The organism is Exiguobacterium sp. s194, from assembly GCF_018618275.1.
In the GTDB taxonomy this organism is placed as follows: Bacteria; Bacillota; Bacilli; order Exiguobacteriales; family Exiguobacteriaceae; genus Exiguobacterium; species Exiguobacterium chiriqhucha.
The window spans coordinates 20,741-45,932 of record NZ_JACSLT010000006.1 but is presented as its reverse complement, the minus strand read 5'-3'; the positions used below and the strand labels follow the sequence as shown (position 1 = coordinate 45,932).

General features: G+C 55.3%; 25 protein-coding genes. 23 read left to right on the top strand and 2 right to left on the bottom strand.

Features of this window, described 5'->3' with window-relative positions:
* The first annotated feature begins 7 nt into the window (after nt 1-7).
* From folD to spo0A, 9 genes are all read left to right on the top strand, one after another.
* Entirely contained in the window at nt 8-844 is an 837-nt protein-coding gene (folD, locus tag KNP85_RS08665) for a bifunctional methylenetetrahydrofolate dehydrogenase/methenyltetrahydrofolate cyclohydrolase FolD (RefSeq protein WP_021067702.1), read from the top strand.
* Nucleotides 837-2,186 (top strand): exodeoxyribonuclease VII large subunit, encoded by a 1,350-nt coding sequence (xseA, locus tag KNP85_RS08660; RefSeq protein ID WP_021067701.1) that lies wholly within the window; start codon nt 837-839, stop codon nt 2,184-2,186. Before folD ends, xseA begins: the two co-directional genes overlap by 8 nt.
* A complete protein-coding gene (xseB, locus tag KNP85_RS08655) occupies nt 2,155-2,385 on the top strand; it encodes an exodeoxyribonuclease VII small subunit (RefSeq protein WP_029595272.1) in 231 nt (76 codons plus the stop codon). Before xseA ends, xseB begins: the two co-directional genes overlap by 32 nt.
* Entirely contained in the window at nt 2,382-3,260 is an 879-nt protein-coding gene (locus KNP85_RS08650) for a polyprenyl synthetase family protein (RefSeq protein ID WP_214802671.1), read from the top strand. The genes xseB and KNP85_RS08650 overlap by 4 nt, the downstream gene beginning before the upstream one ends.
* A gap of 123 nt (nt 3,261-3,383) precedes the next feature.
* Nucleotides 3,384-5,276 (top strand): 1-deoxy-D-xylulose-5-phosphate synthase, encoded by a 1,893-nt coding sequence (dxs, locus tag KNP85_RS08645; protein WP_058764538.1) that lies wholly within the window; start codon nt 3,384-3,386, stop codon nt 5,274-5,276.
* A gap of 6 nt (nt 5,277-5,282) precedes the next feature.
* Nucleotides 5,283-6,104, top strand: a complete 822-nt coding sequence (locus KNP85_RS08640; protein WP_029595275.1) for a TlyA family RNA methyltransferase — start codon at nt 5,283-5,285, stop codon at nt 6,102-6,104.
* Nucleotides 6,105-6,245: 141 nt separating this feature from the next.
* The gene (ahrC, locus tag KNP85_RS08635; RefSeq protein WP_021067696.1) at nt 6,246-6,695 is read left to right on the top strand and encodes a transcriptional regulator AhrC/ArgR; all 450 of its coding nucleotides are present in this window, start codon (nt 6,246-6,248) and stop codon (nt 6,693-6,695) included.
* 13 nt (nt 6,696-6,708) lie between these two features.
* Nucleotides 6,709-8,406 carry a DNA repair protein RecN gene (gene recN / locus KNP85_RS08630; RefSeq protein ID WP_021067695.1) on the top strand — a complete coding sequence of 566 codons (1,698 nt, stop codon included), beginning with the start codon at nt 6,709-6,711 and terminating at the stop codon, nt 8,404-8,406.
* On the top strand, nt 8,407-9,138 hold the full coding sequence (spo0A, locus tag KNP85_RS08625) for a sporulation transcription factor Spo0A (RefSeq protein ID WP_021067694.1): 732 nt from the start codon (nt 8,407-8,409) through the stop codon (nt 9,136-9,138). It abuts the gene before it with no gap.
* A 615-nt stretch (nt 9,139-9,753) separates the two neighbouring features.
* Here spo0A and KNP85_RS08620 read toward each other — a convergent pair.
* Complete coding sequence (locus KNP85_RS08620) at nt 9,754-10,002, bottom strand: DUF2627 family protein (protein WP_021067693.1); 249 nt, start codon at nt 10,000-10,002, stop codon at nt 9,754-9,756.
* Nucleotides 10,003-10,133: 131 nt separating this feature from the next.
* Here KNP85_RS08620 and KNP85_RS08615 point away from each other — a divergent pair, with 131 nt between their 5' ends.
* The 8 genes from KNP85_RS08615 (at nt 10,134) to KNP85_RS08580 (ending at nt 19,746) form a co-directional block, all read left to right on the top strand.
* Nucleotides 10,134-11,771, top strand: coding sequence for a sigma-54-dependent Fis family transcriptional regulator (locus tag KNP85_RS08615; protein ID WP_021067692.1), 1,638 nt, complete (start codon nt 10,134-10,136; stop codon nt 11,769-11,771).
* 122 nt (nt 11,772-11,893) lie between these two features.
* Complete coding sequence (yqiS, locus tag KNP85_RS08610; protein WP_214802668.1) at nt 11,894-12,790, top strand: phosphate butyryltransferase; 897 nt, start codon at nt 11,894-11,896, stop codon at nt 12,788-12,790.
* A gap of 20 nt (nt 12,791-12,810) precedes the next feature.
* Nucleotides 12,811-13,932: a Glu/Leu/Phe/Val family dehydrogenase gene (locus KNP85_RS08605; RefSeq protein ID WP_214720377.1), complete on the top strand. Its 1,122-nt coding sequence runs from the start codon at nt 12,811-12,813 to the stop codon at nt 13,930-13,932.
* A gap of 1 nt (nt 13,933) precedes the next feature.
* Nucleotides 13,934-15,025, top strand: a complete 1,092-nt coding sequence (gene buk, locus KNP85_RS08600; protein WP_214802665.1) for a butyrate kinase — start codon at nt 13,934-13,936, stop codon at nt 15,023-15,025.
* Nucleotides 15,009-16,418, top strand: a complete 1,410-nt coding sequence (gene lpdA / locus KNP85_RS08595; RefSeq protein ID WP_214802661.1) for a dihydrolipoyl dehydrogenase — start codon at nt 15,009-15,011, stop codon at nt 16,416-16,418. The genes buk and lpdA overlap by 17 nt, the downstream gene beginning before the upstream one ends.
* Before the next feature lie 21 nt (nt 16,419-16,439).
* Nucleotides 16,440-17,438, top strand: coding sequence for a thiamine pyrophosphate-dependent dehydrogenase E1 component subunit alpha (locus KNP85_RS08590; protein WP_214802839.1), 999 nt, complete (start codon nt 16,440-16,442; stop codon nt 17,436-17,438).
* Complete coding sequence (locus tag KNP85_RS08585; RefSeq protein ID WP_029595281.1) at nt 17,438-18,415, top strand: alpha-ketoacid dehydrogenase subunit beta; 978 nt, start codon at nt 17,438-17,440, stop codon at nt 18,413-18,415. Before KNP85_RS08590 ends, KNP85_RS08585 begins: the two co-directional genes overlap by 1 nt.
* Before the next feature lie 11 nt (nt 18,416-18,426).
* Complete coding sequence (locus KNP85_RS08580) at nt 18,427-19,746, top strand: dihydrolipoamide acetyltransferase family protein (protein WP_214802658.1); 1,320 nt, start codon at nt 18,427-18,429, stop codon at nt 19,744-19,746.
* Between the two features lie 81 nt (nt 19,747-19,827).
* Here the strand turns inward: KNP85_RS08580 and KNP85_RS08575 are convergent, their stop codons facing one another.
* Nucleotides 19,828-20,604, bottom strand: coding sequence for a sporulation protein (locus KNP85_RS08575; protein ID WP_029595283.1), 777 nt, complete (start codon nt 20,602-20,604; stop codon nt 19,828-19,830).
* Between the two features lie 99 nt (nt 20,605-20,703).
* Between KNP85_RS08575 and KNP85_RS08570 the strand changes: the two genes are divergently transcribed.
* The 6 genes from KNP85_RS08570 (at nt 20,704) to KNP85_RS08545 (ending at nt 25,155) form a co-directional block, all read left to right on the top strand.
* Entirely contained in the window at nt 20,704-21,888 is a 1,185-nt protein-coding gene (locus tag KNP85_RS08570; protein ID WP_029595284.1) for a class I SAM-dependent methyltransferase, read from the top strand.
* Between the two features lie 34 nt (nt 21,889-21,922).
* Nucleotides 21,923-22,351 carry a BrxA/BrxB family bacilliredoxin gene (locus KNP85_RS08565; RefSeq protein ID WP_021067682.1) on the top strand — a complete coding sequence of 143 codons (429 nt, stop codon included), beginning with the start codon at nt 21,923-21,925 and terminating at the stop codon, nt 22,349-22,351.
* A gap of 55 nt (nt 22,352-22,406) precedes the next feature.
* Nucleotides 22,407-22,748 (top strand): DUF952 domain-containing protein, encoded by a 342-nt coding sequence (locus KNP85_RS08560; RefSeq protein ID WP_021067681.1) that lies wholly within the window; start codon nt 22,407-22,409, stop codon nt 22,746-22,748.
* Nucleotides 22,749-22,931: 183 nt separating this feature from the next.
* The gene (locus tag KNP85_RS08555) at nt 22,932-23,720 is read left to right on the top strand and encodes a transporter substrate-binding domain-containing protein (protein WP_029595285.1); all 789 of its coding nucleotides are present in this window, start codon (nt 22,932-22,934) and stop codon (nt 23,718-23,720) included.
* 56 nt (nt 23,721-23,776) lie between these two features.
* Nucleotides 23,777-24,436, top strand: a complete 660-nt coding sequence (locus tag KNP85_RS08550) for an amino acid ABC transporter permease (RefSeq protein ID WP_021067679.1) — start codon at nt 23,777-23,779, stop codon at nt 24,434-24,436.
* Nucleotides 24,433-25,155, top strand: coding sequence for an amino acid ABC transporter ATP-binding protein (locus tag KNP85_RS08545; protein ID WP_029595286.1), 723 nt, complete (start codon nt 24,433-24,435; stop codon nt 25,153-25,155). Before KNP85_RS08550 ends, KNP85_RS08545 begins: the two co-directional genes overlap by 4 nt.
* Nucleotides 25,156-25,192: the final 37 nt, after the last annotated feature.

Below are 25,192 nucleotides of genomic sequence, written 5' to 3'. Positions count from 1 at the left end.
GAGAGAGATGGCAGTAGTGATCGACGGGAAACAAATCGCAGCATCATATCGGGAGACGTTAAAGGAACGGGTCAGTGCGCTGCGCGCACGCGGCATCGTACCGAAACTGAAAGTCATTTTAATCGGAGATGATCCGGCGAGCCACAGCTACGTCCGGGGGAAAGAACGGGCAGCGGCTGACATCGGCATCGATTCGCAAGTGATTCGCTTCGATGACACGATTTCAGAACGTGAAGTGCTCGAACTGATTGATTCGATGAACGCGGACGACGAGTTGCACGGTATTCTCGTGCAGTTGCCGTTGCCGAAGCATATCGATGAGAATCGCGTCATTATGCGCATCTCACCGGACAAAGACGTGGATGGGTTCCATCCGACGAACGTCGGGAAGATGATGCTCGGTCTCGAGACGCTATTGCCATGTACACCGCACGGGATTCTGCACCTCGTCAAGACGCAGACCGACTTGGTCGGCAAGCACGTCGTCGTCGTCGGTCGCAGCCAAATCGTCGGGAAACCGGTCGGGATGCTGTTCTTGAACGAATCCGCGACCGTGACCTACTGCCATTCGAAGACGAATGATCTCGGGGCGATGACACGGCAGGCCGATATTTTGATTGTCGCCGTCGGTCGGGCCGGTCTAGTCACAGCTGACATGGTCAAACCTGGGGCGATCGTCATCGATGTCGGTGTCAACCGCGTCGACAGTCGTCTCGTCGGGGACGTCGACTTTGCAGGTGTCCGTGATGTCGCGAGCGCCATCACCCCTGTTCCAGGTGGTGTCGGCCCGATGACGATTACGATGCTCATGCACAACACGGTCGAGGTCGCCTCTCGTGGCTAATCCGATTCAAGTTTCCGAAGTCGTCCGCTACGTGAAGCGACAGCTCGACGATGACCCGATTCTGCAACAACTTGCCGTCATCGGCGAGATTTCGAACTTCAAACGGTACGCCTCCGGGCACTGTTATTTCACCCTCAAAGACGAATCGTCGCGGATGAAGGCGGTCATGTTCTCTCGTGACGCCCGGACGCTCAACTTCGAACCGAAAGACGGGATGAATGTGATCGTCGTCGCCCGCGTGACGATGTACGAGTCGACAGGCGACATCCAGCTGTACGTCGAACTGATGCGACAGGACGGCATCGGGATCTTGTTCGAACGGTATGAGGCACGAAAACGTGAACTCGAGGCGAAGGGATGGTTCGCAGCGGAACGGAAACGTCCGCTGCCGGCCTTCCCGGAGCGAATCGGGATAATCACTTCGCCGAAAGGCGCGGCCCTCCACGATATCGCCACGACACTCAGACGACGTGCGCCGCACGTGGCCATCACGTTCGCGCCCGTCGCCGTCCAAGGCGATCAATCCGCCCCGCAAGTGGCGAGCGCGATTCGGTGGATGAACGAACGCACCGATTGCGACGTGTTAATCGTCGGCCGAGGTGGCGGGTCGATTGAAGAGTTATGGGCGTTCAACGAGGACGTCGTCGTCGAAGCGATTCACGAATCTAGGATTCCTGTCATCTCGGCCGTCGGGCACGAGACCGATTTCACGTTGGCTGACTTTGTCGCCGACGTGCGGGCCGCGACACCGACGGCGGCGGCAGAGCTCGCGACAGCGACGATCGAGGCGCAACGAAAAGACGTCGAACGGTTGACGGCCCAGTTGACCCGGTCCGTCACGAATCAGATGTCGTCGATTCGGGAACGGCTCGGTCGGGCGACGAACAGTTACGGCTTAAAGTCGCCCCGCTTCACGCTCACACAAAAGCGGGAGCGGTTCGAACAAGCCGAGATTCGGCTCGAACAAGGTGTCACGAAACAAGTGACACATGCCAAACATCGCCTTGCCCAGTCCCGACAACAGCTCGATGTCCGAAAGCTGGCGCAGACGCTTCGTCGCAACGAGGAGACACACCGACAATTCGACGGTCGCCTCAAGCGCATCCGCCCACTCGAACGACCGACGGACCGCTTTGCAGCCCAAGTCGGTCGCTTGAACGCGGTCAGTCCTCTCGCCGTGCTCGCTCGAGGATATACGTTGATTGAGCAGGATGGGACGTACGTGAAAGATGTCAAACAACTACATGACGGCCTGGTGACAATCCGGTTTCGGGATGGCCAAGCCGTTGCGGAAGTGAAGGAGAGACATGATGGCGAAACAACAAGCAGAACAGACGTTTGAAGCGGCACTCGCCCGCCTCGAGGAAATCGTGACGCAACTCGAGACAGGAGAAGTCGCCCTTGAAGAAGCGATGACCCTCTATGAGGAAGGTGTCCGCTTGTCGGCACTCTGTCAGGCCAAATTGACGGCCGCGGAACAGAAGATGGACGAGATTCTCGAACTCGACGGGACGCTCCGTGAAAAGGGTGGCACCGTATGAGCGCGCAAGCCTATCTTCAAGAGTGGAAACAGGAAGTCGAGACGGCGACACGCCGTCTCATTGACGCGTCGTCGATGCCGGAGCGTTTGTTCCAATCGATGACGTACTCACTCGAGGCAGGGGGGAAACGGATTCGTCCGGCTCTCCTTTATGCCGTCCTCGATACATACGGACGTCCGCGGGCGCTCGGTCATGAAGCGGCTGTCGCCCTCGAGATGGTCCACACGTACTCGCTCATCCACGACGACCTTCCGGCGATGGATGATGACGACGTAAGGCGTGGGCGTCCGACGAATCACCGTCAGTTCGATGAGGCGACCGCGATTCTCGCAGGCGACGCCCTATTGACGGACGCGTTTCGGATTCTGGCCCATGCGGAGCTCGAACCAGTGAAGAGCGTCGCGCTCATCGCCCGCTTCAGTGAAGCGGCCGGCAGCGCCGGCATGGTCGGTGGTCAGCTCGATGACATGCTCGCCGAAAAACGCGCCGGCGTGTCGCTGTCGACCTTGCAATCGATTCATGAGCGAAAGACGGGGGCACTGCTCGTATATGCCCTCGAAGCAGGCGCGATTTTGGCGGACGCCCCATTGGCGGACCGACAGGCGCTCGTTCGCTTCGGGAAACATCTCGGTGTCGCCTTCCAAATCCAAGACGATATTTTAGACGTCGAAGGAGACGAGGCGCTCATCGGGAAGCGGGTCGGTTCGGACGAAGGCAACGATAAAGCGACGTATCCGAAACTGCTCGGGCTCGATGGGGCGAAGCAAGCGCTCGAACGGGAAGTCATGGAAAGTGAGGCCGCATTGGCCGAACTATCGGTCGAGGCCCCCCGTTTACGAGAGCTTCTCGACTTCGTCGTGCAGCGCAATCATTAATCTCGGTGACACGATGAGCACATCGTGTCACCTTTGTTTTTGTGAATGTATAGCATCTATGGACACATTCTTGTAAAATGTAAGGTACGAATCAGTAATAAGACAGGAGAAAGGATGGTCATCATGGACTTGACATCCATTCAAGACCCGTCATTCTTAAAAAAGATGTCGGTACCCGAGTTAGAAGCACTCGGCGCGGACATCAGACGGTTTTTGATTGAAAAATTGGCTGAAACGGGAGGGCACTTGGGACCAAACCTAGGGGTTGTCGAATTGACGCTTGCCTTGCACCGTGTATTTGACAGTCCGAAAGACCAACTCGTATGGGATGTGGGGCATCAAGCCTACGTCCACAAAATCTTGACAGGACGAACGAGTCAGTTCGACACGCTCCGTCAATACAACGGCTTATGCGGGTTCCCGAAACGTTGTGAGAGCGATCATGACGTCTGGGAGACGGGGCACAGCTCGACGTCCTTATCGGCCGCGATGGGAATCGCCATCGCGAACGAATTGAAAGGGCGCGCGAACGACCGGGCCATCGCCATCATCGGGGACGGGGCGCTCACAGGGGGAATGGCGCTCGAAGCACTCAACCATATCGGCGCCGAGAAACAAAACGTCATCGTCATCTTGAACGACAATGAGATGTCAATCGCCCCGAACGTCGGTGCCTTGCACAACATGCTCGGTCGGATGCGCTCGTCTCGTAAACTGAAACACGCCCGTGAGGAAGTCGAGACGCTCATCAAACATATCCCGATCGTCGGCAACTCGCTCGAACGGAGCGGGGAACGTGTGAAGGATATGTTGAAATCAGCGCTCATCCCGGGGACGTTCTTCGAAGAGCTCGGATTCACGTACTTCGGACCGACAGACGGTCACGATTTACGCGACCTGCTTGAGACGCTCGAATATGCCAAGAAAATCGATGGACCGGTCATCGTCCACGTCATCACGAAAAAAGGCAAGGGCTATCGCCCGGCCGAACTCGATGGTGTCGGAACGTGGCACGGCCTCGGACCGTATAAAATCGAGTCGGGAGAAGTCATCAAAGGCAAGGTCAAAGGACCGAGCTATTCGAAGGTCGTCGCTGAGACGATCACGAAAGTTGCCGAGACGGACGAGCGCGTGACACTCATCACACCCGCGATGAGCGTCGGCTCGAAACTCGATTGCTTCAACAAGCAATTCCCGGAGCGGATGTTTGACGTCGGCATCGCCGAACAGCATGCGGTCACATTGGCCGGAGGACAGGCGACACAAGGCTTGAAGCCGGTCGTCTCGATTTATTCGACGTTCTTCCAACGCGCCTATGATCAGCTCGTGCACGACATTTGCCGTCAAAACTTGAACGTCGTCTTCACAATCGATCGTTCTGGTCTCGTCGGAGCGGACGGGGAGACGCACCAAGGGGTATTCGATATCGCCTTTATGCGTCATGTCCCGAATATTCGCATCTTGATGGCGAAAGACGAGGAAGAGTTGCAACATCTTGTCTATTCAGCGCTGAAGTATGATGATGGTCCAATTGCCGTCCGCTTCCCGCGTGGTGAAGGAATCGGCACACCGATGAGCGAGACGCTCCGCGAATTGCCGCTCGACGTCTGGGAGACGGTTGCAGACGGGACGGACGTCGCCATCTTGACGTTCGGTCCACAAGTGCAAGACGCGCTCGAAGTACGCGCACTGCTTGAAGGACAAGTGAGCGTCCGCGTCATCAACGCTCGGACGATTAAACCGCTCGACGATGTTATGCTCTCCGCTTTATATGCGGAAGGCATCCCGCTCGTCACGTTAGAGGAAGCGGCGCTCGCCGGAGGCTTCGGCAGCAGCGTGCTCGAACATGCGAGCGATGCTGGGCAGTTCCCGCGTGTGCTCCGACTCGGCATTCCGGACCGCTATATCGAACACGGCGGCGTCAATCAGCTGCTCGAAGAAATCGGGCTCCGTCCGACGCAAATCGCTGACTCGGTTCAGCAGTTCGTTCAAGTGACAAATCGACAGAATGTGTGAGGAACTATGGAAAAACGAAAGAAAACTAGATTAGATGTGCTCCTCGTCGACCGCGGCTTAGCGGAGACGAGAGAGAAGGCGAAGCGGTCTGTCATGGCCGGGCTCGTCTATAGCGGGACCGAACGGCTCGACAAGGCGGGCGACAAAGTGTTCGACGACATCCCGCTCGAAGTGAAAGGCCAAGTGTTGCCATACGTCGGACGGGGCGGACTGAAGCTTGAAAAAGCGCTCCAAGTCTTCCCGTTCGATGTGGCTGGTAACATCGGCATCGATATCGGCTCATCGACAGGCGGTTTCACCGATTGTGCGCTCCAAAACGGGGCCACGCAAATGTATGCCGTCGACGTCGGCTATAACCAGTTGGCGTGGAAACTTCGGAGCGATGACCGTGTCGTCGTCATGGAGCGGATGAACTTCCGCCATGCGACCGCTGACCAGTTCCCGGTGACGCCGGATTTCGCGACGATCGATGTCTCGTTCATCTCACTTCGGCTCATGATTCCGCCGTTGAAGACGATTTTGAAGCCTAACGGTATCGTCATGGCGCTCGTCAAACCGCAATTTGAGGCCGGGAAGGCCGATGTCGGCAAAAAAGGCATCGTCCGGGACCGCGCCATCCATGAACGGGTCGTCGACGACATGGTCCGTTACTTCGCCTCGGAAGGATTCGAAGTCGCGGGACTCGACTTTTCACCGATCACCGGTGGGGATGGGAATATCGAATTCTTATTGTTCGCCCGTTTCACCGGTGTCGGCAGTGTCGACCCAGCCATCGACGTGGACGCGGTCATCGACGCCGCCCACGCGCAATTAAAGAAGAACGCTTGAGCTGCAGACGTTTCGTCTGCAGCTTTTTCATGCGCGAATGCGACCGACTGGGGAAATCATCCTGCGAATGCTAGACCTTTTTTCGACAATACTTTAGAATGATACTGAGTATGTGAAACATAAAATGAGGTGTCAGCGAGTATGAATAAAGGACAGCGCTTGATTAAGATTCGAGAAATCGTGACAAACCGTGAAATCGAGACGCAAGACGAGCTCGTCGACGAGCTGCATCGCTCTGGATATCCAGTGACCCAGGCAACAGTGTCAAGGGACATCAAAGAGCTCCATCTCGTGAAAGTACCGCTCAACGACGGGCGCTATAAGTATAGCCTTCCGGCCGATCAACGCTTCAACCCGTACGGCAAGATGAAACGGATCCTCGGCGACAGTTTCGTCTCGGTCGACTCGGCCCAAAACTTGGTCGTCATGAAAGTATTACCGGGCAATGCGGATGCAATCGGTGTCTTGATTGACCATTTGTCATGGGATGAATTGATTGGGACGGTGTGTGGCGATGATACGATTCTGATGATCGCCCGCGACGAAGACCAGGCAAAGCGAATCATCGAACGACTACTCGGAATGTTATGAGGTGAACTATCGTATGTTAGCAGAACTATCGATCAAACAATTTGCGATCATCGATGAACTGAATATCACGTTCAAACGTGGGATGACCGTATTGACGGGTGAGACCGGAGCCGGGAAATCAATCTTGCTCGATGCGATCGGCCTGCTCGTCGGGGGCCGCGGCTCGAGCGAGTTCGTCCGCTATGGCCAAGACAAGGCGGAGATCGAAGGGCTGTTCAACGTCGAACCAGACCATCCGATCATCGAGGCGGCGACCCAATACGGCATCGAGATTGAAGAAGGGACCGTCATTTTGCGCCGCGACCTACATAGTAGCGGAAAGAGTGTTTGCCGTGTCAACGGCAAGATGATGCCGCTGTCGACGCTTCGCGAGCTCGGACGGCTGCTCGTCGATATTCATGGCCAGCATGAGCACCAGCACTTGATGGATGCCGAATACCATCTCGGCATTTTAGATAGTTTTGCCGAAACCGAGCTCGCCCCGCTCCTCGAACGTTATCGAGAGGCTTACGTCGATTGGAAGAACGTCGCCGACGAGTTGAAACGATTGAGTCAAAGCGAACAAGAACTGGCCCAGCGCATGGACCTGCTCGCGTTCCAGACGAATGAGATTGAGGCGGCCGAACTGAAGGTCGGGGAAGAACAGGCGCTCACCGAGGAACGGAACGAGCTCGCCAACTTCGAGCGGATTCATCAGCACGTCCGGTTATCGTATGAGGCCGTCGCGGATGAGGCGAAAGGTCTCGATCAAATCGGGATCGCCATGCGCGAGATGGAGGAAGCTTCCTCATTGTCGACTTCGCTCGCGCCGATGGCCGAAACGATCTCGAACGCTTATTTCTTGCTCGAGGACGCCAAATTCCAGTTGCGCGATCAGCTCGATTCACTCGAATTTGATCCGATTCGGCTCGATGAAATTGAGACGAGGCTCGCCTTGTTCCAACAGTTGAAACGGAAATACGGGGCCACGATCGACGAGGTCATCACGTATGGGGAAAAAATCGCCGACGAGTTAAAATCGATGACGAATCGGGAAGAACACTTGCAAGAACTATCGGACCGGCTCGCCCAGCTCGAACAAAAAGTGCGTACGACCGGACTAGCGTTATCGGCGGCCCGCAAACAAGCGGCGACCGAGCTCGAGAAAGCGATTCAGCGTGAATTGAAGGAATTGTATATGGAGAAGACCCAGTTCGAAGTCCGGTTCAAAGAAGGGCCGTTCAAGGCAGACGGACTCGACCAAGTCGAGTTCTATATGATGACGAACGTCGGCGAACCGTTCAAGCCGCTCGCCAAAGTCGCTTCAGGCGGAGAACTATCCCGCGTCATGCTCGCGTTGAAGTCGATTTTCTCGCGCACGGTCGGTGTCGCGTCCATCATCTTCGACGAAGTCGACACAGGCGTGTCGGGACGGGTCGCCCAAGCGATGGGCGAGAAGATTTTCCGGTTGTCGGTCGGGTCACAAGTGCTCTGCATCACCCATTTGGCTCAAGTGGCCGCCATGGCGGACCAACACTTGTATATCACGAAGACGGAGACGGATGAGCGCACGAAGACGAACGTCTCGACGCTCGGGCATGCCGAACGGGTCGATGAGCTCGGACGGATGATTGCTGGGGCGCAGATGACGGAATTGACGAAACAACACGTGGAGGAACTGCTCACTATGTCTCTCCAATTAAAACGGAAGTTTATCGAAGGGGTGTCTTAATTGATTACATTATGCATCGCGGACGACAATCGAGAAATCGTCGATTTGTTGACCCGCCAACTCGAGTCCGAAGACGACTTAAAAGTCGTTGGGACCGCCTACGACGGCGAGGCATGCTTAGACGTCGTCAAGACACACCAGCCGGACGTGCTGTTGCTCGACATCATCATGCCTCACTTAGACGGCATCGGCGTCCTCGAACGGTTACAGACGGAATTGGCGCACGCTAAACCAGAAGTGATTATGCTCAGTGCGTTCGGGAAAGATGAAGTCACGAAGCAGGCCGTTCAACTCGGCGCTTCTTACTTTCTGGTCAAGCCGTTCAACATTCAACAATTGATCACGAAAATCCGCGAACTCGCTGCCGGTTCGAGCCGTGAGTTCGAAGCGATGTCGCCGGAAGAACTCGACATCTCGCTCTTGCTGCAACAACTCGGCATCTCGCCACGCATCAAAGGGTTCAAATATATCCGCCAAGCCGTCGTCTACGTCCGAGAGCGTCAGGAGCTGCTCGGATTGATTACGAAGGAGCTCTATCCGATGATCGCGAAAGAGCATGAGACGACCTCGTCCCGCGTCGAGCGGGCGATGCGCCACGCCATCAAGACGGCGTGGGAGAACGGGATGCGGGACCACGAGATGTTCAACGGTCGCCCCGAGCGCGAGCGCAGTCCGAAAAACTCGGAATTCATCTCGTATTTCGTCACGTATCAATCGTTTAAACAGCAATAATCGATCAGGAGGCCCGCCTCCTGATTTTCTTTTACTTTGTGAAAGAAATCGCTTGCAAATCATGCGGAACTTGTTATAATAAAGGTGTACCAAGTTACTTGGACGAGCGTCAGATGAACGCTTTCTAACGTGTTCCGGAACGTGTTAGAGCAAGAAATCATCTCGGACCGCTATCCGTCAATAGCTCAGAGGTGGGAACGACATCTCAAATCGTCATCGTCCCGACGAGAGGTCGCGACGTACGCTCATTCGCGAGGCGATTCCGGCATCGAGTTCGAAGCTAGGGACCGTGACCGGGGAAAACGAATCGTTCAGTTGACCAAAAGGAGTGTTGTCAACCGTTGAACAGTTTATGGCAAGCGTTCGACTTCACGATGGATGGTTCGACATGACCCGATGAATAATCGTTAGTAACTCGAATGGGTACGTTTCCGTTCACGCAAGACGGCAGTTACTAATTTCTTTCAAACTTCTTCATTAAGAAGACCATTGGACCCTCATGTCACAAGATTGTAGCAAGTAGGAGAGGAGATCATCCGTAGTGATCACAATTCAATACGAATAAAAAGGTTCCGCACTTGAAATGAAGTCAAGTTAGGGAACCTTTTTTTGTGTTCAAGAATCTATTCGTGGGACTTTGCCTGTTTTCTTGTCACGATTGAAGATATAACCTGCCACGAAACCGATCCCGCCCATCGCAATCAACAGTCCAAACGTTCCTTGTAACATCGAGGCGGCTGCCACCGACTCGATCCAAGAGAACGGGACGCTCGTCTTGAGGAAGAAACTGTCGCGAAGTAACTTGATGCCATAGACACCGAAGAGGCCAGGGATGATTAAGATCAACAGTGCGATGATGCGCATAGGATCTCCTCCTTAACACTCATAAGTTTACCAGAAAATACATAGCTCGACACGGCCTTTTTTGTGAGGTTGCGAAATCAGTTCAGGTTCAGTAGCATGAATGCAGAACGGTAAAAATGGGGGATGTCTGAATGAATAAACGATTGATGATTGTCGGTGCGGGGAAAGGCGGGACCGAAGTGCTGAAAATGTTGCTCGACTCGCCGCTCGTCACCGTCGTCGCCGTCATCGACCCGGAACAGACGGCCGAAGGGATGCAACTCGCGCGGAACCAGGGGATTATGACGGCGGAGGATTGGCGGGCATGTGCCGACAAGCGTCTCGATTTCGTAATCGAGACGACGGGCCGCTCCGAGACGTTCGATGAATTGAAAGGACATTTCGCCGACGCGGTCGTCTTGCCCGGCGAGTTCATCCGCATCGTCGTCGAACGGCTGAAGCAAAATCAACAGATGCTCGAGGCGATTATCGACTGTACGAGCGAGGCCATCTCGGTCGCCGATCACAACGGGAACACGATTTTAATCAACCCGTCCTATACGCGACTGACGGGATTCAAGAAAGAAGACGTCGTCGACAAGCCGGCGACGGCCGACATCGGCATGCAGGAGAGTGTCCACTTGAAAGTGCTGTCGACCGGGCAAGGAGTCCGCGATATCCGGATGCAAATCGGGGCGACGCGGCGCGACATTCTCGTCAATGCCGAACCGATTATCGTCGAAGGGAAGTTGCGCGGGTCGGTCGGTGTCATCCGGGACGTGTCTCAAATCCGAGCGCTCCGTGACGAGCTGCAAGAAGCGAAGACACGCATCCGCAACCTCGAGGCGAAATACCAGTTCGCCGACATCATCGCGTCGAGCGACGCGATGCGCTTCGTCATCGAACAGGCCCGCCTCGCCGCGGTCACGCCGGTCACCGTCCTTATTCGCGGGGAGTCGGGGACGGGCAAGGAACTGTTCGCCCACGCCATCCACGGTGAGTCCCCGCGCAAATACAAGAAATTCGTCCGCGTCAATTGCGCGGCCATCTCCCCGACGCTCCTCGAGAGTGAATTGTTCGGCTACGAGGACGGCGCATTCAGTGGGGCGAAACGTGGTGGGAAGGTCGGCTATTTCGAAGAGGCCGATGGCGGCTCACTCTTCTTAGATGAAATCGGCGAACTGCCGGTCGATGTCCAAGTCAAACTACTCCGTGTCCTGCAGGAGCATGAAATCGTGCGGGTCGGGGGTACGAATGCGATTCCGGTCGACGTCCGCATCATCGCGGCGACGAACGCCGACCTTGAACAAAAAGTGGCGGACGGCACGTTCCGTGAAGACTTATATTACCGGATCAACCGGATGCCGATCCACATCCCGCCGCTCCGGGACCGGCTCGAAGAAATCGAGCCACTCTGCGAACGCATCGTCCGCAAGCTGAACCAAGAGTACGGCCGCAGCGTGCGTGGGGTGAACCGCGAGGCGACCGAGCTGTTGAAGAATCAGTATTGGAAAGGCAACGTCCGAGAGCTCGAGAATGTCCTCGGGCGGGCGATCATCTATATGGCGAGTTCCGAGCAGTGGATCGCGCCGCACCACCTACAGCTGTCACCGCGTGTCGCATCGGCCCGACCGACCGACGCGCTGTCGTTACAGGATGCCGTGTCGCGCTATGAGCGTGATTTGATTGAACGGGCCATCGAGGAGGCGGACGGCAACAAGTCAGAGGCCGCCCGGCGATTACACATTTCGATTCGGACGCTGTATAATAAACTTGAACGCATGCAATAAATTACCTGCATTTTTTTTCATACCACGCAAAAAAGTGCAGAGTCTACGACCTATTAAAGCGCTTTCAAAAGTGGAAACAAAATTGCTTGTTAGTAGATGAAGACAGGCAAGGGGGGACATGCATGAATTTTGAACGGATGCTCGAAAAGGCGAAGCAGTTGGACGGGCGCACCGTCTCGATTGCCGGGGCCGCCGATGTGGAGGTCATTCGCGCCGTCAAACTCGCGACCGATCACGGTCTATCTCGATTTAAATTGATTGGAGATGCCCGGGAGATTAAACGATTATGCGACGAGCACGGCATCGAAGATCACGCGGTCGATATTATCCACGTCAAAGGCGATAAAGAGATTGCCAAACGGGCGACGCTCGCGGTCAAGACAGGAGAAGCGGATGTGCTCATGAAAGGAATGGTCGCGACGTCGACGTTCATGAAAGCTGTGCTCAGCCGAGAGGCAGGACTCCGGACGAACCGGACGCTCAGCCATATCGCCTTATTTCAAATCCCGAACCGGGAACGACTAATTGGTGTGACCGACGCGGCCATCCATATCGCGCCGACGCTCGAAGAGAAAGTGGACATCATCGCCAATGCGGTCGATGCGATGACAGACATCGGGTACGAGCTACCGCGTGTCGCTGCCATCGCCGCCGTCGAAGTGGTCAATCCACAGATGGCCGCCACGACAGACGCGGCGCTGCTCGCCCAAATGAACCGTCGCGGCCAAATCAAAGGATGTGTTGTCGACGGACCGCTTGCGCTCGATAACGCCGTCGACATGATCGCGGCCAAACAAAAAGGCATCGAGAGTGAGGTCGCCGGACAAGCCGACCTATTGCTCGTCCCATACATAGAGGTCGGCAACGTCCTTTATAAGTCGATGATGTACTTTGCCGGAGCGAGCGTGGCGGCGATCGTCGTCGGCGCAGCCGCACCGGTCGTTTTGACGAGCCGGGCCGATACGGCCGAGGCCAAACTGTACTCACTCGCATTTGCGCTCTTGCACGCTAAAAAATAAATTTTATGGAGGAATCATCAATGATGGAAACAAACATGGAACCACGCTTTCGAATTTTCGACGTCTTGCAGGCCGAGGACTATGAGCAAATCGTCTTTTGCCAAGACCAGGCGTCAGGACTGAAGGCGATTATCGCCATTCATGACACGACACTCGGGCCGGCTCTCGGGGGGCTGCGGATGTGGAACTATGCGTCGGAAGAAGAAGCGCTCACGGACGTCCTTCGTCTCGCAAAAGGGATGACGTACAAAAACGCGGCGGCGGGACTCAATCTTGGTGGCGGGAAGGCCGTCATCATCGGCAATGCGAAGACGGACAAATCAGAGGCGTTGTTCCGTGCATTCGGTCGTTACGTGCAATCGCTCAGCGGGCGCTACATCACGGCCGAGGACGTCAATACGTCGGTCGCCGATATGGACTTCATCCACATGGAAACGGATTACGTGACCGGCGTCAGCCCGGCGTTCGGATCGAGCGGCAACCCATCACCGGTGACGGCGTATGGCGTGTATCGCGGCATGAAGGCGGCGGCGAAATGGAAGTTCGGTTCGGATTCGCTCGCCGGCAAGACAGTCGCTGTCCAAGGGGTCGGCAACGTCGCCTACAACTTGTGCCGTCACTTACATGAAGAAGGGGCCCACTTGGTCGTCACCGACATCAACGAAGAGGCGCTCAAACGCGCGGAGACGGACTTCGGCGCGACGGTCGTCAAACCGGACGAGATTTATGCGGTCGATTGTGACATCTTCGCCCCGTGTGCGCTCGGTGCGATCATCAATGACAAGACGATCCCGATGCTCAAGGCTCAAATCGTCGCCGGTGCGGCCAACAACCAGCTCGCTGAGGATCGTCACGGGGACGTGCTCGAGGAGCGCGGCATTCTGTATGCGCCGGACTTCGTCATCAACGCGGGCGGTGTCATCAACGTGGCCGACGAGCTCGAAGGCTATAACCGTGAGCGGGCGATGAAGAAAGTCGAACTCATCTATGACAACATGCAGCGCGTCTTCGAGATCGCCGAGCGCGACGGGGTACCGACGCATGTCGCCGCCGAGAAGATGGCAGAGGAGCGGATTCAGATGATGTCGCGTTCGCGCAGCCAATTCTTGAAAGTCGAAAAGAGCTTACTCGGTGGGCGCTGAGATGACACGACAGCTCATTCTCGCCATCAACCCGGGGTCGACTTCGACGAAGGTCGGCTTGTTTGACGGAGCGGACGAGATTTTATCTCGTACCGTCCGTCACGAGGCCGACGTCACAGGATTGTCACTTCCGGAGCAACTCCCGCATCGAGAACGTGAAGTGCGGAACTTATTGGCCGAAACGGGCATTGCGGGCGAGGACTTGTCCGCAATCGTTGGTCGCGGGGGATTACTGGCCCCGATGACATCGGGGACGTACGCCGTCAATCCGCTCATGCGTGAGGATTTAGCGAGCGGTCGTTTCGGAATGCATGCCTCGAACTTGGGTGGACTACTCGCTTATAAACTCGGTGAATTATTTCAGGTACCGAATTTCATCGTCGATCCAGTCGTCGTCGATGAGCTCGGCCCGCTCGCGCGTGCGACGGGAATGCCGGAAATCAATCGTCGCAGCATCTTTCACGCCTTGAATCAGAAGGCGGTCGCAAAACGTTTCGCAGTCGAAAATGGAAGCGATTACAAACAGCTCAACTTGATTATCGCCCACCTCGGAGGAGGTATCACAGTCGGTGCCCACGCCAAAGGCGCCGTCATCGATGTGAACAACGGACTCGACGGCGATGGGCCGCTCGCACCAGAACGGGCAGGCTCGATTCCTGTTGGACAGGTAGTAGAACTATGTTATAGTACCAGGTATAAAGAGTCGGAAATGAAACAGAAAATCGTCGGACGCGGAGGGCTGTTTGCCCACCTCGGAACGTTCGACGCGATCGAGATCGAACAGCGCATGGCAGATGGCGATGAACAGGCCGCTCTTCTTTACGAGACGATGGCATACCGCGTCGCCCAGGAAATCGCCAAACATGGCGCCACCCTACGCGGCGACGTCGACGCGATTCTGTTGACGGGTGGCATCGCCTATTCGACTTGGCTGACCGAGCAAATCAGTGCGCGCGTCGGCTATTTGGCGCCGGTTCACATCTATCCGGGCGAAGATGAGCTGAAGGCACTCGCCGAAGGCGCACTCCGGGCCATCCGACATGAAGAAGCAGTTCGAGAATATGAGGGGGATACACATGGCACGAGAATTTGAAATCGTCGTCATCGGCGGCGGTCCTGGCGGATATGTCGCAGCCATCAAGGCGGCCCAAGCCGGGAAAACTGTCGCAATCGTGGAGGCCGAGAAACTCGGCGGGACATGTCTACATAAAGGCTGCATCCCGACGAAGGCGTTGTTGAAAGCGGCCCACGTCTATCAGACGGCAAAACACGGGAGCACGTACGGTGTTGAGACGGGATCCGTTTCGTTCAGCATGGAGCGGGCCCAGTCGTTCAAACGCGACTTGGTCGCGGGACTAGAAAAAGGTATTGAGCATCTGATGAAGCAAGGTAAAATCGAGGTGTTTCGCGGAAAGGCATCGATTTTGGGACCGAGCATCTTCTCGCCGCAGCCGGGAACGGTCGCGGTCGAAGACGAATCCGGGGAGTCCGAGCTCATCTTGCCGAACCAGCTCATCATCGCGACAGGGTCGATTCCGCGCGAATTGCCAGGGCTGCCGTGTGACCATACACGCATCTTGAACTCGGACGACCTGCTCCAGTTCGAACAGTTGCCAGAATCCATCGCCATCGTCGGCGGTGGGGTCATCGGTGTCGAATGGGCCTCGATGCTCATCGACCTTGATGTCGCGGTCACGCTGATTGAAGTCGGGGAGCGTCTGTTGCCGCTCGAAGACAAGGCTGTGTCACGGGAAGTCGAGCGACTCCTGAAAAAACGGGGCGTCCGTGTGTTGAAGAACGTCACCGTCGACCCGGAGCGTACAGAAGTAGCAACCGATGCCGTCTCGCTCGCGGTCGGCGAAGAAACGATCTCGGTCGAGTGTGTACTCGTCTCGGTCGGACGGGTCGCCAATACGGAGCATCTCGGGTTACAGAACACGTCGATTGTCGTCGAGAACGGTGTCATCCAAGTCGATGAACAGTATCGGACGAAAGAACGTCACATCTTCGCCATCGGAGACTGCATCGGCAAGCTTCAACTCGCCCATGTCGCCTCGGCGGAAGGTGTGAAGGCGGTCGAGACGATTCTCGGTCACGAGCCGACTCCGCTCGACTACGCCTTGATCCCGCGTTGTGTCTATGGGGTCCCGGAAGTCGCATCGGTCGGCATGACCGAAGAAGGTGCCAAAGCAGCCGGGCATGAAGTCAAAACGGGCACGTATCGTTTCAACGGCCTCGGCAAGGCCCGTATCGAAGGGCAAGCGGATGGATTCGTCAAACTCGTGTCGGACAAGACGACGGACGACCTGCTCGGTGTACACATCGTCGGGCCAAAAGCGACGGAATTAATCACAGAAGGCGGACTCGCTCTCGTCTTGAACGCCACGGCATGGGAAATGGGCCAACTCGTCCATCCTCACCCGGCGCTGAGCGAAGCGTTCCAAGAAGCGGCACTGGCCGTTGACGGATTACCGATTCACGCCTAAGGAGGAAACAGAATGGAACAGATGACTGTGAATTCATATGAGGAATTAGGATTGACGAAACAAGACCTCGGTGCGATGTACGAGACGATGGTCCGTGCCCGTAAAATCGATGAGCGCATGTGGAAATTGAACCGTGCCGGAAAAATCCCGTTCGTCGTCTCGTGTCAAGGACAAGAGGTGGCCCAAGTCGGGGCGGCGTTCGCGCTCGAAAAAGGGACGGACTATATTCTTCCGTATTACCGCGATGTCGCCGTTGTCCTCCACTTCGGACAGACGGCTCGCGATTTAATGTTGTCGGCGTTCGCCAAGGCGGAAGACCCAAACTCAGGCGGCCGTCAAATGCCGGGCCATTTCGGTTCGAAACAGCATCGCATCGTGACGGGCTCGTCTCCGGTGACGACACAAGTGCCGCATGCGGTCGGTGTGGCGCTCGCCGCCAAACTGAAAAAAGAAGAGCTCGTTACGTTCGTCTCGTTCGGAGAAGGCTCGTCGAACCAAGGTGACTTCCACGAAGGTGCGAACTTCGCGGGCGTGCATAAGTTGCCTGTGATTTTGTTCTGTGAGAACAACAAATACGCCATCTCGGTACCACTCTCGAAGCAACTCGCTTGCGAGCGCGTATCGGACCGCGCCAAAGGTTACGGGATGCCAGGCGTCACGGTCGATGGGACAGATCCGATTGCCGTTTATGTCGCCGTGAAAGAAGCCCGCGCCCGCGCCCTTCGCGGCGAAGGCCCGACGCTCATCGAAGCCGAAGTCGAACGTCTCGTACCGCACTCGTCGGATGACGATGACAAAGCGTATCGCTCGGTCGAAGAGTTGGCCGACCTTAAGAATCGTGACGGGAATCAATTGTTCCGGAAGCGTTTGATTGAAGATGGCGTCATGACCGAGGAAGAACTCGCAGAGATCGAGGCGAACGTCGATCGTGAAGTCAATGAGGCGACTGCTTACGCCGATAAGGCACCGTATGCGTCTCCTGAATCGACGATGGACCATGTGTACGAGGGGGAAATGTGATGAAAACGTTTATTGAAGCGATCAATGAAGCGATCCATGAAGAAATGGAACGCGATGAGAACGTCTTCGTGCTCGGGGAAGATGTCGGCGTCCGAGGCGGTGTGTTCCGCGCGACGCAAGGCTTGATTGAGAAGTACGGCGAGGACCGCGTCATCGATGCGCCGCTCGCCGAGAGCGCGATCGCAGGTGTCGGGATCGGGGCGGCCATGTATGGCATGCGTCCGATCGCCGAAATGCAATTCGCCGACTTCATCATGCCAGCGGTCAACCAAATCGTCTCCGAAGCGGCAAAAATCCGCTACCGTTCAAATAACGATTGGACGTGCCCGATGGTCATCCGTGCACCGTTCGGCGGCGGGATTCATGGCGCACTCTATCACTCCCAATCGGTCGAGGCGATGTTCAACTCGACGCCTGGACTCAAAGTCGTCATCCCATCTGACCCGGTCGATGCGAAAGGGTTGCTCAAGGCAGCCATCCGCTCGAACGACCCGGTCCTCTTCTTCGAACATAAACGGGCGTACCGCCTCTTGAAAGCCGACCTTCCGACCGACGACTATACGGTCGAAATCGGCAAGGCCGCCGTCAAGCGGGAAGGTGACGACATCACAATCATCACGTACGGTCTGTGCGTCCACATGGCCCAGGAAGCGGCGAAGACGCTCGAAGCCGAAGGCATCAGCACGCACATCCTCGATTTGCGCACGATCTATCCGCTCGACCAAGAGGGGATCGTCGAAGCCGTCAAGAAGACCGGGAAAGTGCTCCTCGTCACCGAGGACAATAAGGAAGGCAGCATCATCGGGGAAGTCGCGGCCATCATCGCGGAGAAAGCGCTGTTCGAACTCGATGCGCCGATCGAGCGTCTGGCGGGACCGGACGTTCCGTCGATGCCGTATGCACCACCGATGGAGAAGTTCTTCATCGTATCCCCTGAAAAAATCGCGGAGCGGGCACGTCAGCTCGCCGCCTTTTAAGGAGGGGTCATATGGAACAGACAATTAAAATGCCACAGCTCGGAGAAAGTGTGACCGAGGGGACGATTACAACGTTTCTCGTCAAACTAGGTGACCGCGTCGAGGAGTATGAGCCGCTCGCCGAGGTCATGACCGATAAAGTAACCGCCGAGATTCCGGCGACGAGTGCCGGTGTCGTGAAACAGATTTTAATCAGTGAAGGCGACACGGTCGCCGTCGGCACACCGGTCCTCGTCATGGAAGTCGAAGGTGCCGATTCGGCGCCAGCGAAAGCAGAAGTGGTAGCAGAACCGGCACAAGTCGAAGCGGCCCCGGTCGAGACGAAGCAAGCGGTCACTGCAGCGTCGGCCGCGCCACGAAAACAGAATAACGGTCGTTTCTCGCCGGCCGTCATCCGACTCGCCAATGAGAACGCGATCGACTTGAACGAACTCGACGGCAGTGGCCTCGGTGGTCGCATCACGCGCAAAGATGTCCTCCGCTACTTATCGGAAGGCCGTCCGGTCAAGCCGGAAGCGGCGACGCAAGTGCCGCTTCAAGAGACGATGACAAAAACGAAGCTCGACGTACCTGAGTCGGCCGCGGCACCTTCCGTGTCACCATCTGTGCCGGCAACCGACGCGTCGTCGGACCGAGTCGAATTCATTCCGACGGCAGGTGTCCGTCAAGCGATTGCCAACAACATGGTCCGCTCGAAACATGAGGCCCCGCATGCGTGGCTCATGATCGAGGTCGATGTGACAAACCTCGTCACGGCTCGGGCCAAGTTGAAAGACGAGTTCTTCAAACGGGAAGGTGTCAAACTGACGTTTATGCCGTTCTTTATGAAAGCGGCGATCGAGGCGCTCAAAAAACATCCGATGATGAACTCGGAATGGGCGGGCGATCACATCAAAGTCCATCAAGACATCCATCTATCGGTCGCCGTCGCGGCGAACGACGCCCTCTACGTCCCGGTCATCAAGCACGCGGACGAGAAGAACATCAAAGGTCTCGCCGTCGCACTTCAAGACGTCGCGGCCCGTGCCCGCGGCAACCGCTTGAAAGCGGACGAGATGCGGGGCGGCACGTTCACGATCAACAATACGGGTGCGTTCGGTTCGATTCAGTCGGCACCGATTCTGAATTACCCGCAAGCGGCGATCTTGTCGGTCGAGTCGATCGTGAAGCGCCCAGTTTGGGTGAACGGGATGTTCGCGGCGCGTGACATGGTCAACTTGTGCATGTCGGTCGACCACCGTGTCCTCGACGGTCTCGTCGCCGGTCAGTTCTTGCAGGCGATCAAACAGTCGCTCGAGTCCATCGACCCGGACACGTATACGCTCTATTGATTCACGTCCTGCCTTCGACCGAGGGCAGGATTTTTTATATGGAAAATAAAAAAGCCACGGAATTGTCCGTGGCAACATGGTTCAGATGGAACGTTCAATCAACGCTTCGATATCGCGGCGAATTCGTTCGGGCGAAGTGAGCTCGGCGTTCGTGTAGCTGAGGCGGTGTGTCGATTCGTCGGTCCCGGTCAAGTCGGCGAACAGGCTGCCGAGATTGTGGACGCTCTTGTCGACTTGAATCAATAAATCTAACGACGATTCTGTTTGGAGCATGACGACTTCGAGCTCATCGAGTTTACGTCCGTAGCTCGTCCCGTTCGGCGAGTATTCGAGCTCTTGGGCAATCGGGAGACGGCCGGAACGATGGCGGGCCGGAAGCATCTCCGTATCGGCCTTCTTCAAGCGGAAGCCGATGTCGTCGAGCACGTCGAGGACGACCTGCTGGGCCTGGTTCGGTTTGACGAGAATCGAGTCCTCGTCTTTCGGGTCGACGGCCTGGGCGATATCGAGACCGGTCTCGATCCACGATTTCGATTGGCTGACCGAAATCGGCGTGTTGAACGGCACGTCAATCGTGAACGGGATTTCCTTCACTTCTTCGGGATCGATCATGAACGGCGCTTCGTTCAACAAAATCTTCTCGATCGTGAACGTCGAATACGTCGTCTTGTCGTTCACCTCATGCTTATAGAGCGTGTTGAAGAAGATGTAAATCCGGTCGACCGATTGCTCGGTGCTGCCGCCCTTGATATGGACGACACCATTCAGTGTCCCGCCTGGCACACAGGCACTCTCTTCGAGTCGCGTATCCACCGTCGCGGCGCCGATTCCAATCGATGATAATAACTTTTTGAACATACAATGATCCTCCTTTGACGTTTGCACGTGTTCGTGTAATAGTATGTACGAATACACGTGAACAAAAGTTTCGAAACTATTGAAAAAAGGATGAACGCAGTGGAATATACAGCATTAACCGAACGGCTGGCTGATGTGATTCGCCAGAACGAGCTCGTCACAGCGACAATCAGTCAACCGCGTCAAAAGTCGAACGATTTACGCCGGGTCAAATTGAAGCCGGTCCTGTTGAAAGGCGAGTACCATATACAATTCGAATACCAATTTGAACGGGTAATGAAACATAAAAATCTCACACCGGACGAGGCGGTCATCGAACTCGATGAATTGCTCGAGACGTTCCGCCAAGGACAGTTCCAGTTGAAGGCGTCCGAGTTCCACTTTCAACTGTCTAAAAAGTTCAAAGTGACGTTCAAGGAGCGCGAGACGGCCGTCAAACAAGTGAAGCTGAGTCATAACCGCGAGAAGCAGTACCTGTTGCCGCTCGATGAGCCGGTACCGTTCCTCATCCGACTCGGCGTCCAGTCCGAGGATGGGAAAGTGAAACGCCAAAAGTATGACAAGTTCAAGCAAATCAACCGCTTCCTCGAATTTATCGAAGACTCGATCAAACATTTACCGACCGACCGGACCATCCGGATTCTCGATTTCGGCTCCGGGAAGTCGTATTTGACGTTCGCCCTCTATCACTTCTTGCATGAGATGAAAGGCTATGACGTCCATATCACCGGGCTCGATTTGAAGAAAGAAGTCATCGAGGAATGTGCCGGGATTGCGCGCGACCTTGGGTATGAACGTCTCGAGTTCCTCGTCGGTGACATCAATGAGTTCGAAGGGGAGACGGCGGTCGATATGGTCGTCACACTTCATGCGTGCGACGTCGCAACGGATATGGCGCTCGCTCGGGCCGTGCGTTGGGGGGCGAAAGTCATCTTGAGCGTGCCGTGTTGTCAAAAAGAATTGAACCGTCAACTTGAGGCACCGAGCCTTGACGTCATGTTGCAGCATGGACTCATCAAAGAACGGTTCGCGGCGCTCGCCACCGATTCGATTCGGGCCGAATTACTTGGACTCGTCGGCTATGAGGCGCAACTCCTCGAGTTCATCGATATGGAGCACACGCCGAAGAACATCCTCATCCGGGCCTATTTGACGAACCGGGAAGCGACCGCTGAAGCGCGGGCCCGCTATGTGGCCTTCAAGACGCTGTTGAACGCGACACCGTTCCTCGAAGGACAATTGAGCGATAGACTTGTCCTAACCGATCCACTAGACGTAAAATAAGAAAGAACAGACGCAAGTCGAAAGGGGAAACAATATGGATTTTCAATTATACTTTCAAGATGTAGTCGAACAAGCTCGCAATGAGGTACGCTCTGCAGGTTACACAGAACTCACCACACCGGAAGAAGTCGACGCGGCGTTAACGAAAGAAGGCAAAACGCTCGTGCTCGTCAACTCGGTATGTGGCTGTGCCGGTGGCATCGCTCGTCCGGCAGCAGCGTACGTGAATAAGATGGAAGGCGTCAAACCGGACCAGTTCGTGACTGTGTTCGCGGGTCAAGACCGTGAAGCGACTGACCGCGCCCGTGAATACTTCGAAGGTTACGCCCCGTCGTCACCATCGATCGCGCTGTTAGAAGACGGCAATATCGTCACGATGGTCGAACGGAGCACAATCGAGTCATCAACGGCCGAAGAGCTCGTCGAGCAGTTACAGACGTTGTTCGATATTTACTACGCCTAAGAAGTGAGCGCAGAGGCATTGCCTTTGCGCTTTTCCTTAAGAAGGGATCGATGAGATGGAACCAGTCGTCAAAATCATGAGCGAGGCCGAATATACGATTGCTTTGTCGCGCGGCGAGATCAACGAGCCGACCCTCCAAACGGAAGGGTACATTCGTTGTTGCACCCCGCAACAAATCGGGAAATTCGTGCGTCGACATTATCATGGGGAGCGAGTCGTGCTCGTCTCGTTCCATGTCGGACGTCTCGGCAGCCTGCTCCACTATGAGTTTGACGAGGACGGGGAACGCTATCCCCACGTGTATAGCGCCATTCCCATCGCTTCGGTCAAACGAGTGCAGCCCTACGGCTCTCGGGACAATGGTACGGTCACTTATTTTGCTTACGAGCGAATGTGACCGTATTTTTTTTAGATTTTATGCATGAATATACTTTACAAGTAATAATTATGTGTATATAGTGGTTGAAGAACAAGTCGGACATATGATGAGTCAGAGAACAGTTGAGCAACATTCACATATATGTCATAATTTTGTTAAAGTTCTGATAATTTCATCCTATTGAAGAAAGGGACGATGAACATGAAAAAAGGTTTTCTAGCATTATGTATCGCAAGCCTAGCCGCTTTTACTGTAGCCTGTGGGGCAGACGTGAACGAAGGAGGTTCGACATCGACCGATGAAGATGACAAAGTCATCGTCATGGGGACGAGTGCGGACTACTTCCCATATGAATTCGTCGATACGGCGAACGGGGATGAGATTGTCGGATTCGATATCGATATCGCCAAGCAAGTGGCCGAGAACATGGGCTACGAATTGAAAATTGAAGACATGGACTTCGGGAGCCTGCTCGGGGCGCTCAACGCCGGTCGTGTCGATTTCGTCATGGCGGGTATGACACCGACAGAAGAACGGAAAGAGAACGCCGATTTCTCAGACATCTACTTCACGGCGAAGAACTTGATTTTGTCAAAAGGGGATGCCATCCAGTCGCTTGAGGACTTGGACGGGAAACAAGTCGGGGTCCAACTCGGATCGATTCAAGAAGGGATTGCCAAAGAGCAAATCCCGGGTGCTGAAATCGTCGCCTTGAACAAGATTCCAGAGATTATTCAAGAAATCAAGACCGGCCGCATCGATGCGATGGTCATCGAGGACACGGTCGCGAAGAAATATCTCGATCAAGACAGCGAACTCACGACGTTTGAAATCGTCGACGAGGAAGAGGCCGGTTCAGCCGCTGCCTTCCGTAAGGACGACGAGCTCCGTGATCAGTTCAATGAAGAGTTGAACAAGATGATCGATTCAGGAGAAATCGAGAAGTTGGCTCAAAAATGGTTCGAACAAGAAGCTGCACCAGCTGAATAAAGATTGTAGAAGGCTGACTGAAAGCATCAGTCAGCCTTTTTTAGGAGGAACTCACAATGGATTTTAGTCGGATTTATGATTCTATCCCGTATATTCTCGAAGGGATTCCCGTCATGTTCCAAGTCGTGCTCGTCTCGGCCTTGTTCGGGATTACGCTTGGCGTCGTCGTCGCCACATTCAAAATCGTCCCAAACCGTCTCGTCAACTTCATCGGGCACGCCTATACGGCCGTGTTCCGCGGAACCCCGCTCATCTTGCAACTCGCGATCATCCACTTCGGATTGCCGCAGTTGACCGGATATATCACGACGCCATACCAATCGGCCGTCATCGCCTTCTCACTGAACTCGGCGGCGTATATCTCGGAAATCATTCGGGCCGGGATTCAAGCGGTCGATAAAGGCCAGTGGGAAGCGTCGGATGCCCTTGGCGTCCCGTACGTCAAACAACTGCGATCAATCATCTTGCCGCAGGCGTTCAAAAACATCTTGCCGGCCCTCGTCAACGAGATGATCACGCTCACGAAAGAATCGGCGCTCGTCTCGACGGTCGGTGTGCTCGACATCATGCGCCGGGCGCAAATCGTCGGTGGGCAAAAGGCGATCTACTTTGAACCGCTCCTGTTTGCCGGTGTGATATACTTTACAATAGTGATGGTGTTGACGTATCTTGGTCAACGTCTAGAAAAACGGCTTAGAAAGAGTGATGGCAGATGATACAAGTAAACGATTTATACAAACAATTTGGTGACCTCGAGGTCCTCAAAGGCATTACGACATCGATTGAGAAAGGGGAGGTCGTCGCCGTCATCGGTCCGTCCGGTTCGGGGAAATCGACGTTCCTCCGTTGCTTGAACATGCTCGAGGTGCCGACGTCTGGAACGGTCAGCGTCGCCGGCTATGAGCTCACGAAAAAAGGGGCGAACGTCTCGAAAGCACGCCAAAATATCGGGATGGTGTTTCAACAGTTCAACTTGTTCCCGCATATGAGCGTGCTCGACAATTTGATATACGCGCCGATCAACGTCTTGAAAGTGAGCAAGGCCGAGGCGATTGAACGGGCGAAAAAGCTCCTCGAACGGGTCGGATTGTCCGAGAAAATCGACGCCTATCCGAGTCAACTGTCGGGTGGACAAAAACAACGTGTCGCGATCGCCCGGGCGCTCGCCATGGAGCCGAACGTCATGTTGTTCGATGAGCCGACGTCAGCGCTCGACCCAGAGATGGTCAACGAAGTGCTCGATGTCATGAAAGGGCTCGCCGAGTCTGGGATGACGATGGTCGTCGTCACGCACGAGATGGGCTTTGCCCGTGAAGTGGCGGACCGTGTCCTCTTCCTCGACGAAGGCATCTTGATGGAGGAAGGCAAACCGGCCGACTTGCTTCTCAACCCGCAAACCGACCGCGCAAAACGCTTCTTAGAAAAAGTCTTATAACTGAAACGATCCATCTGACACCAGAAAGGGAGGATTT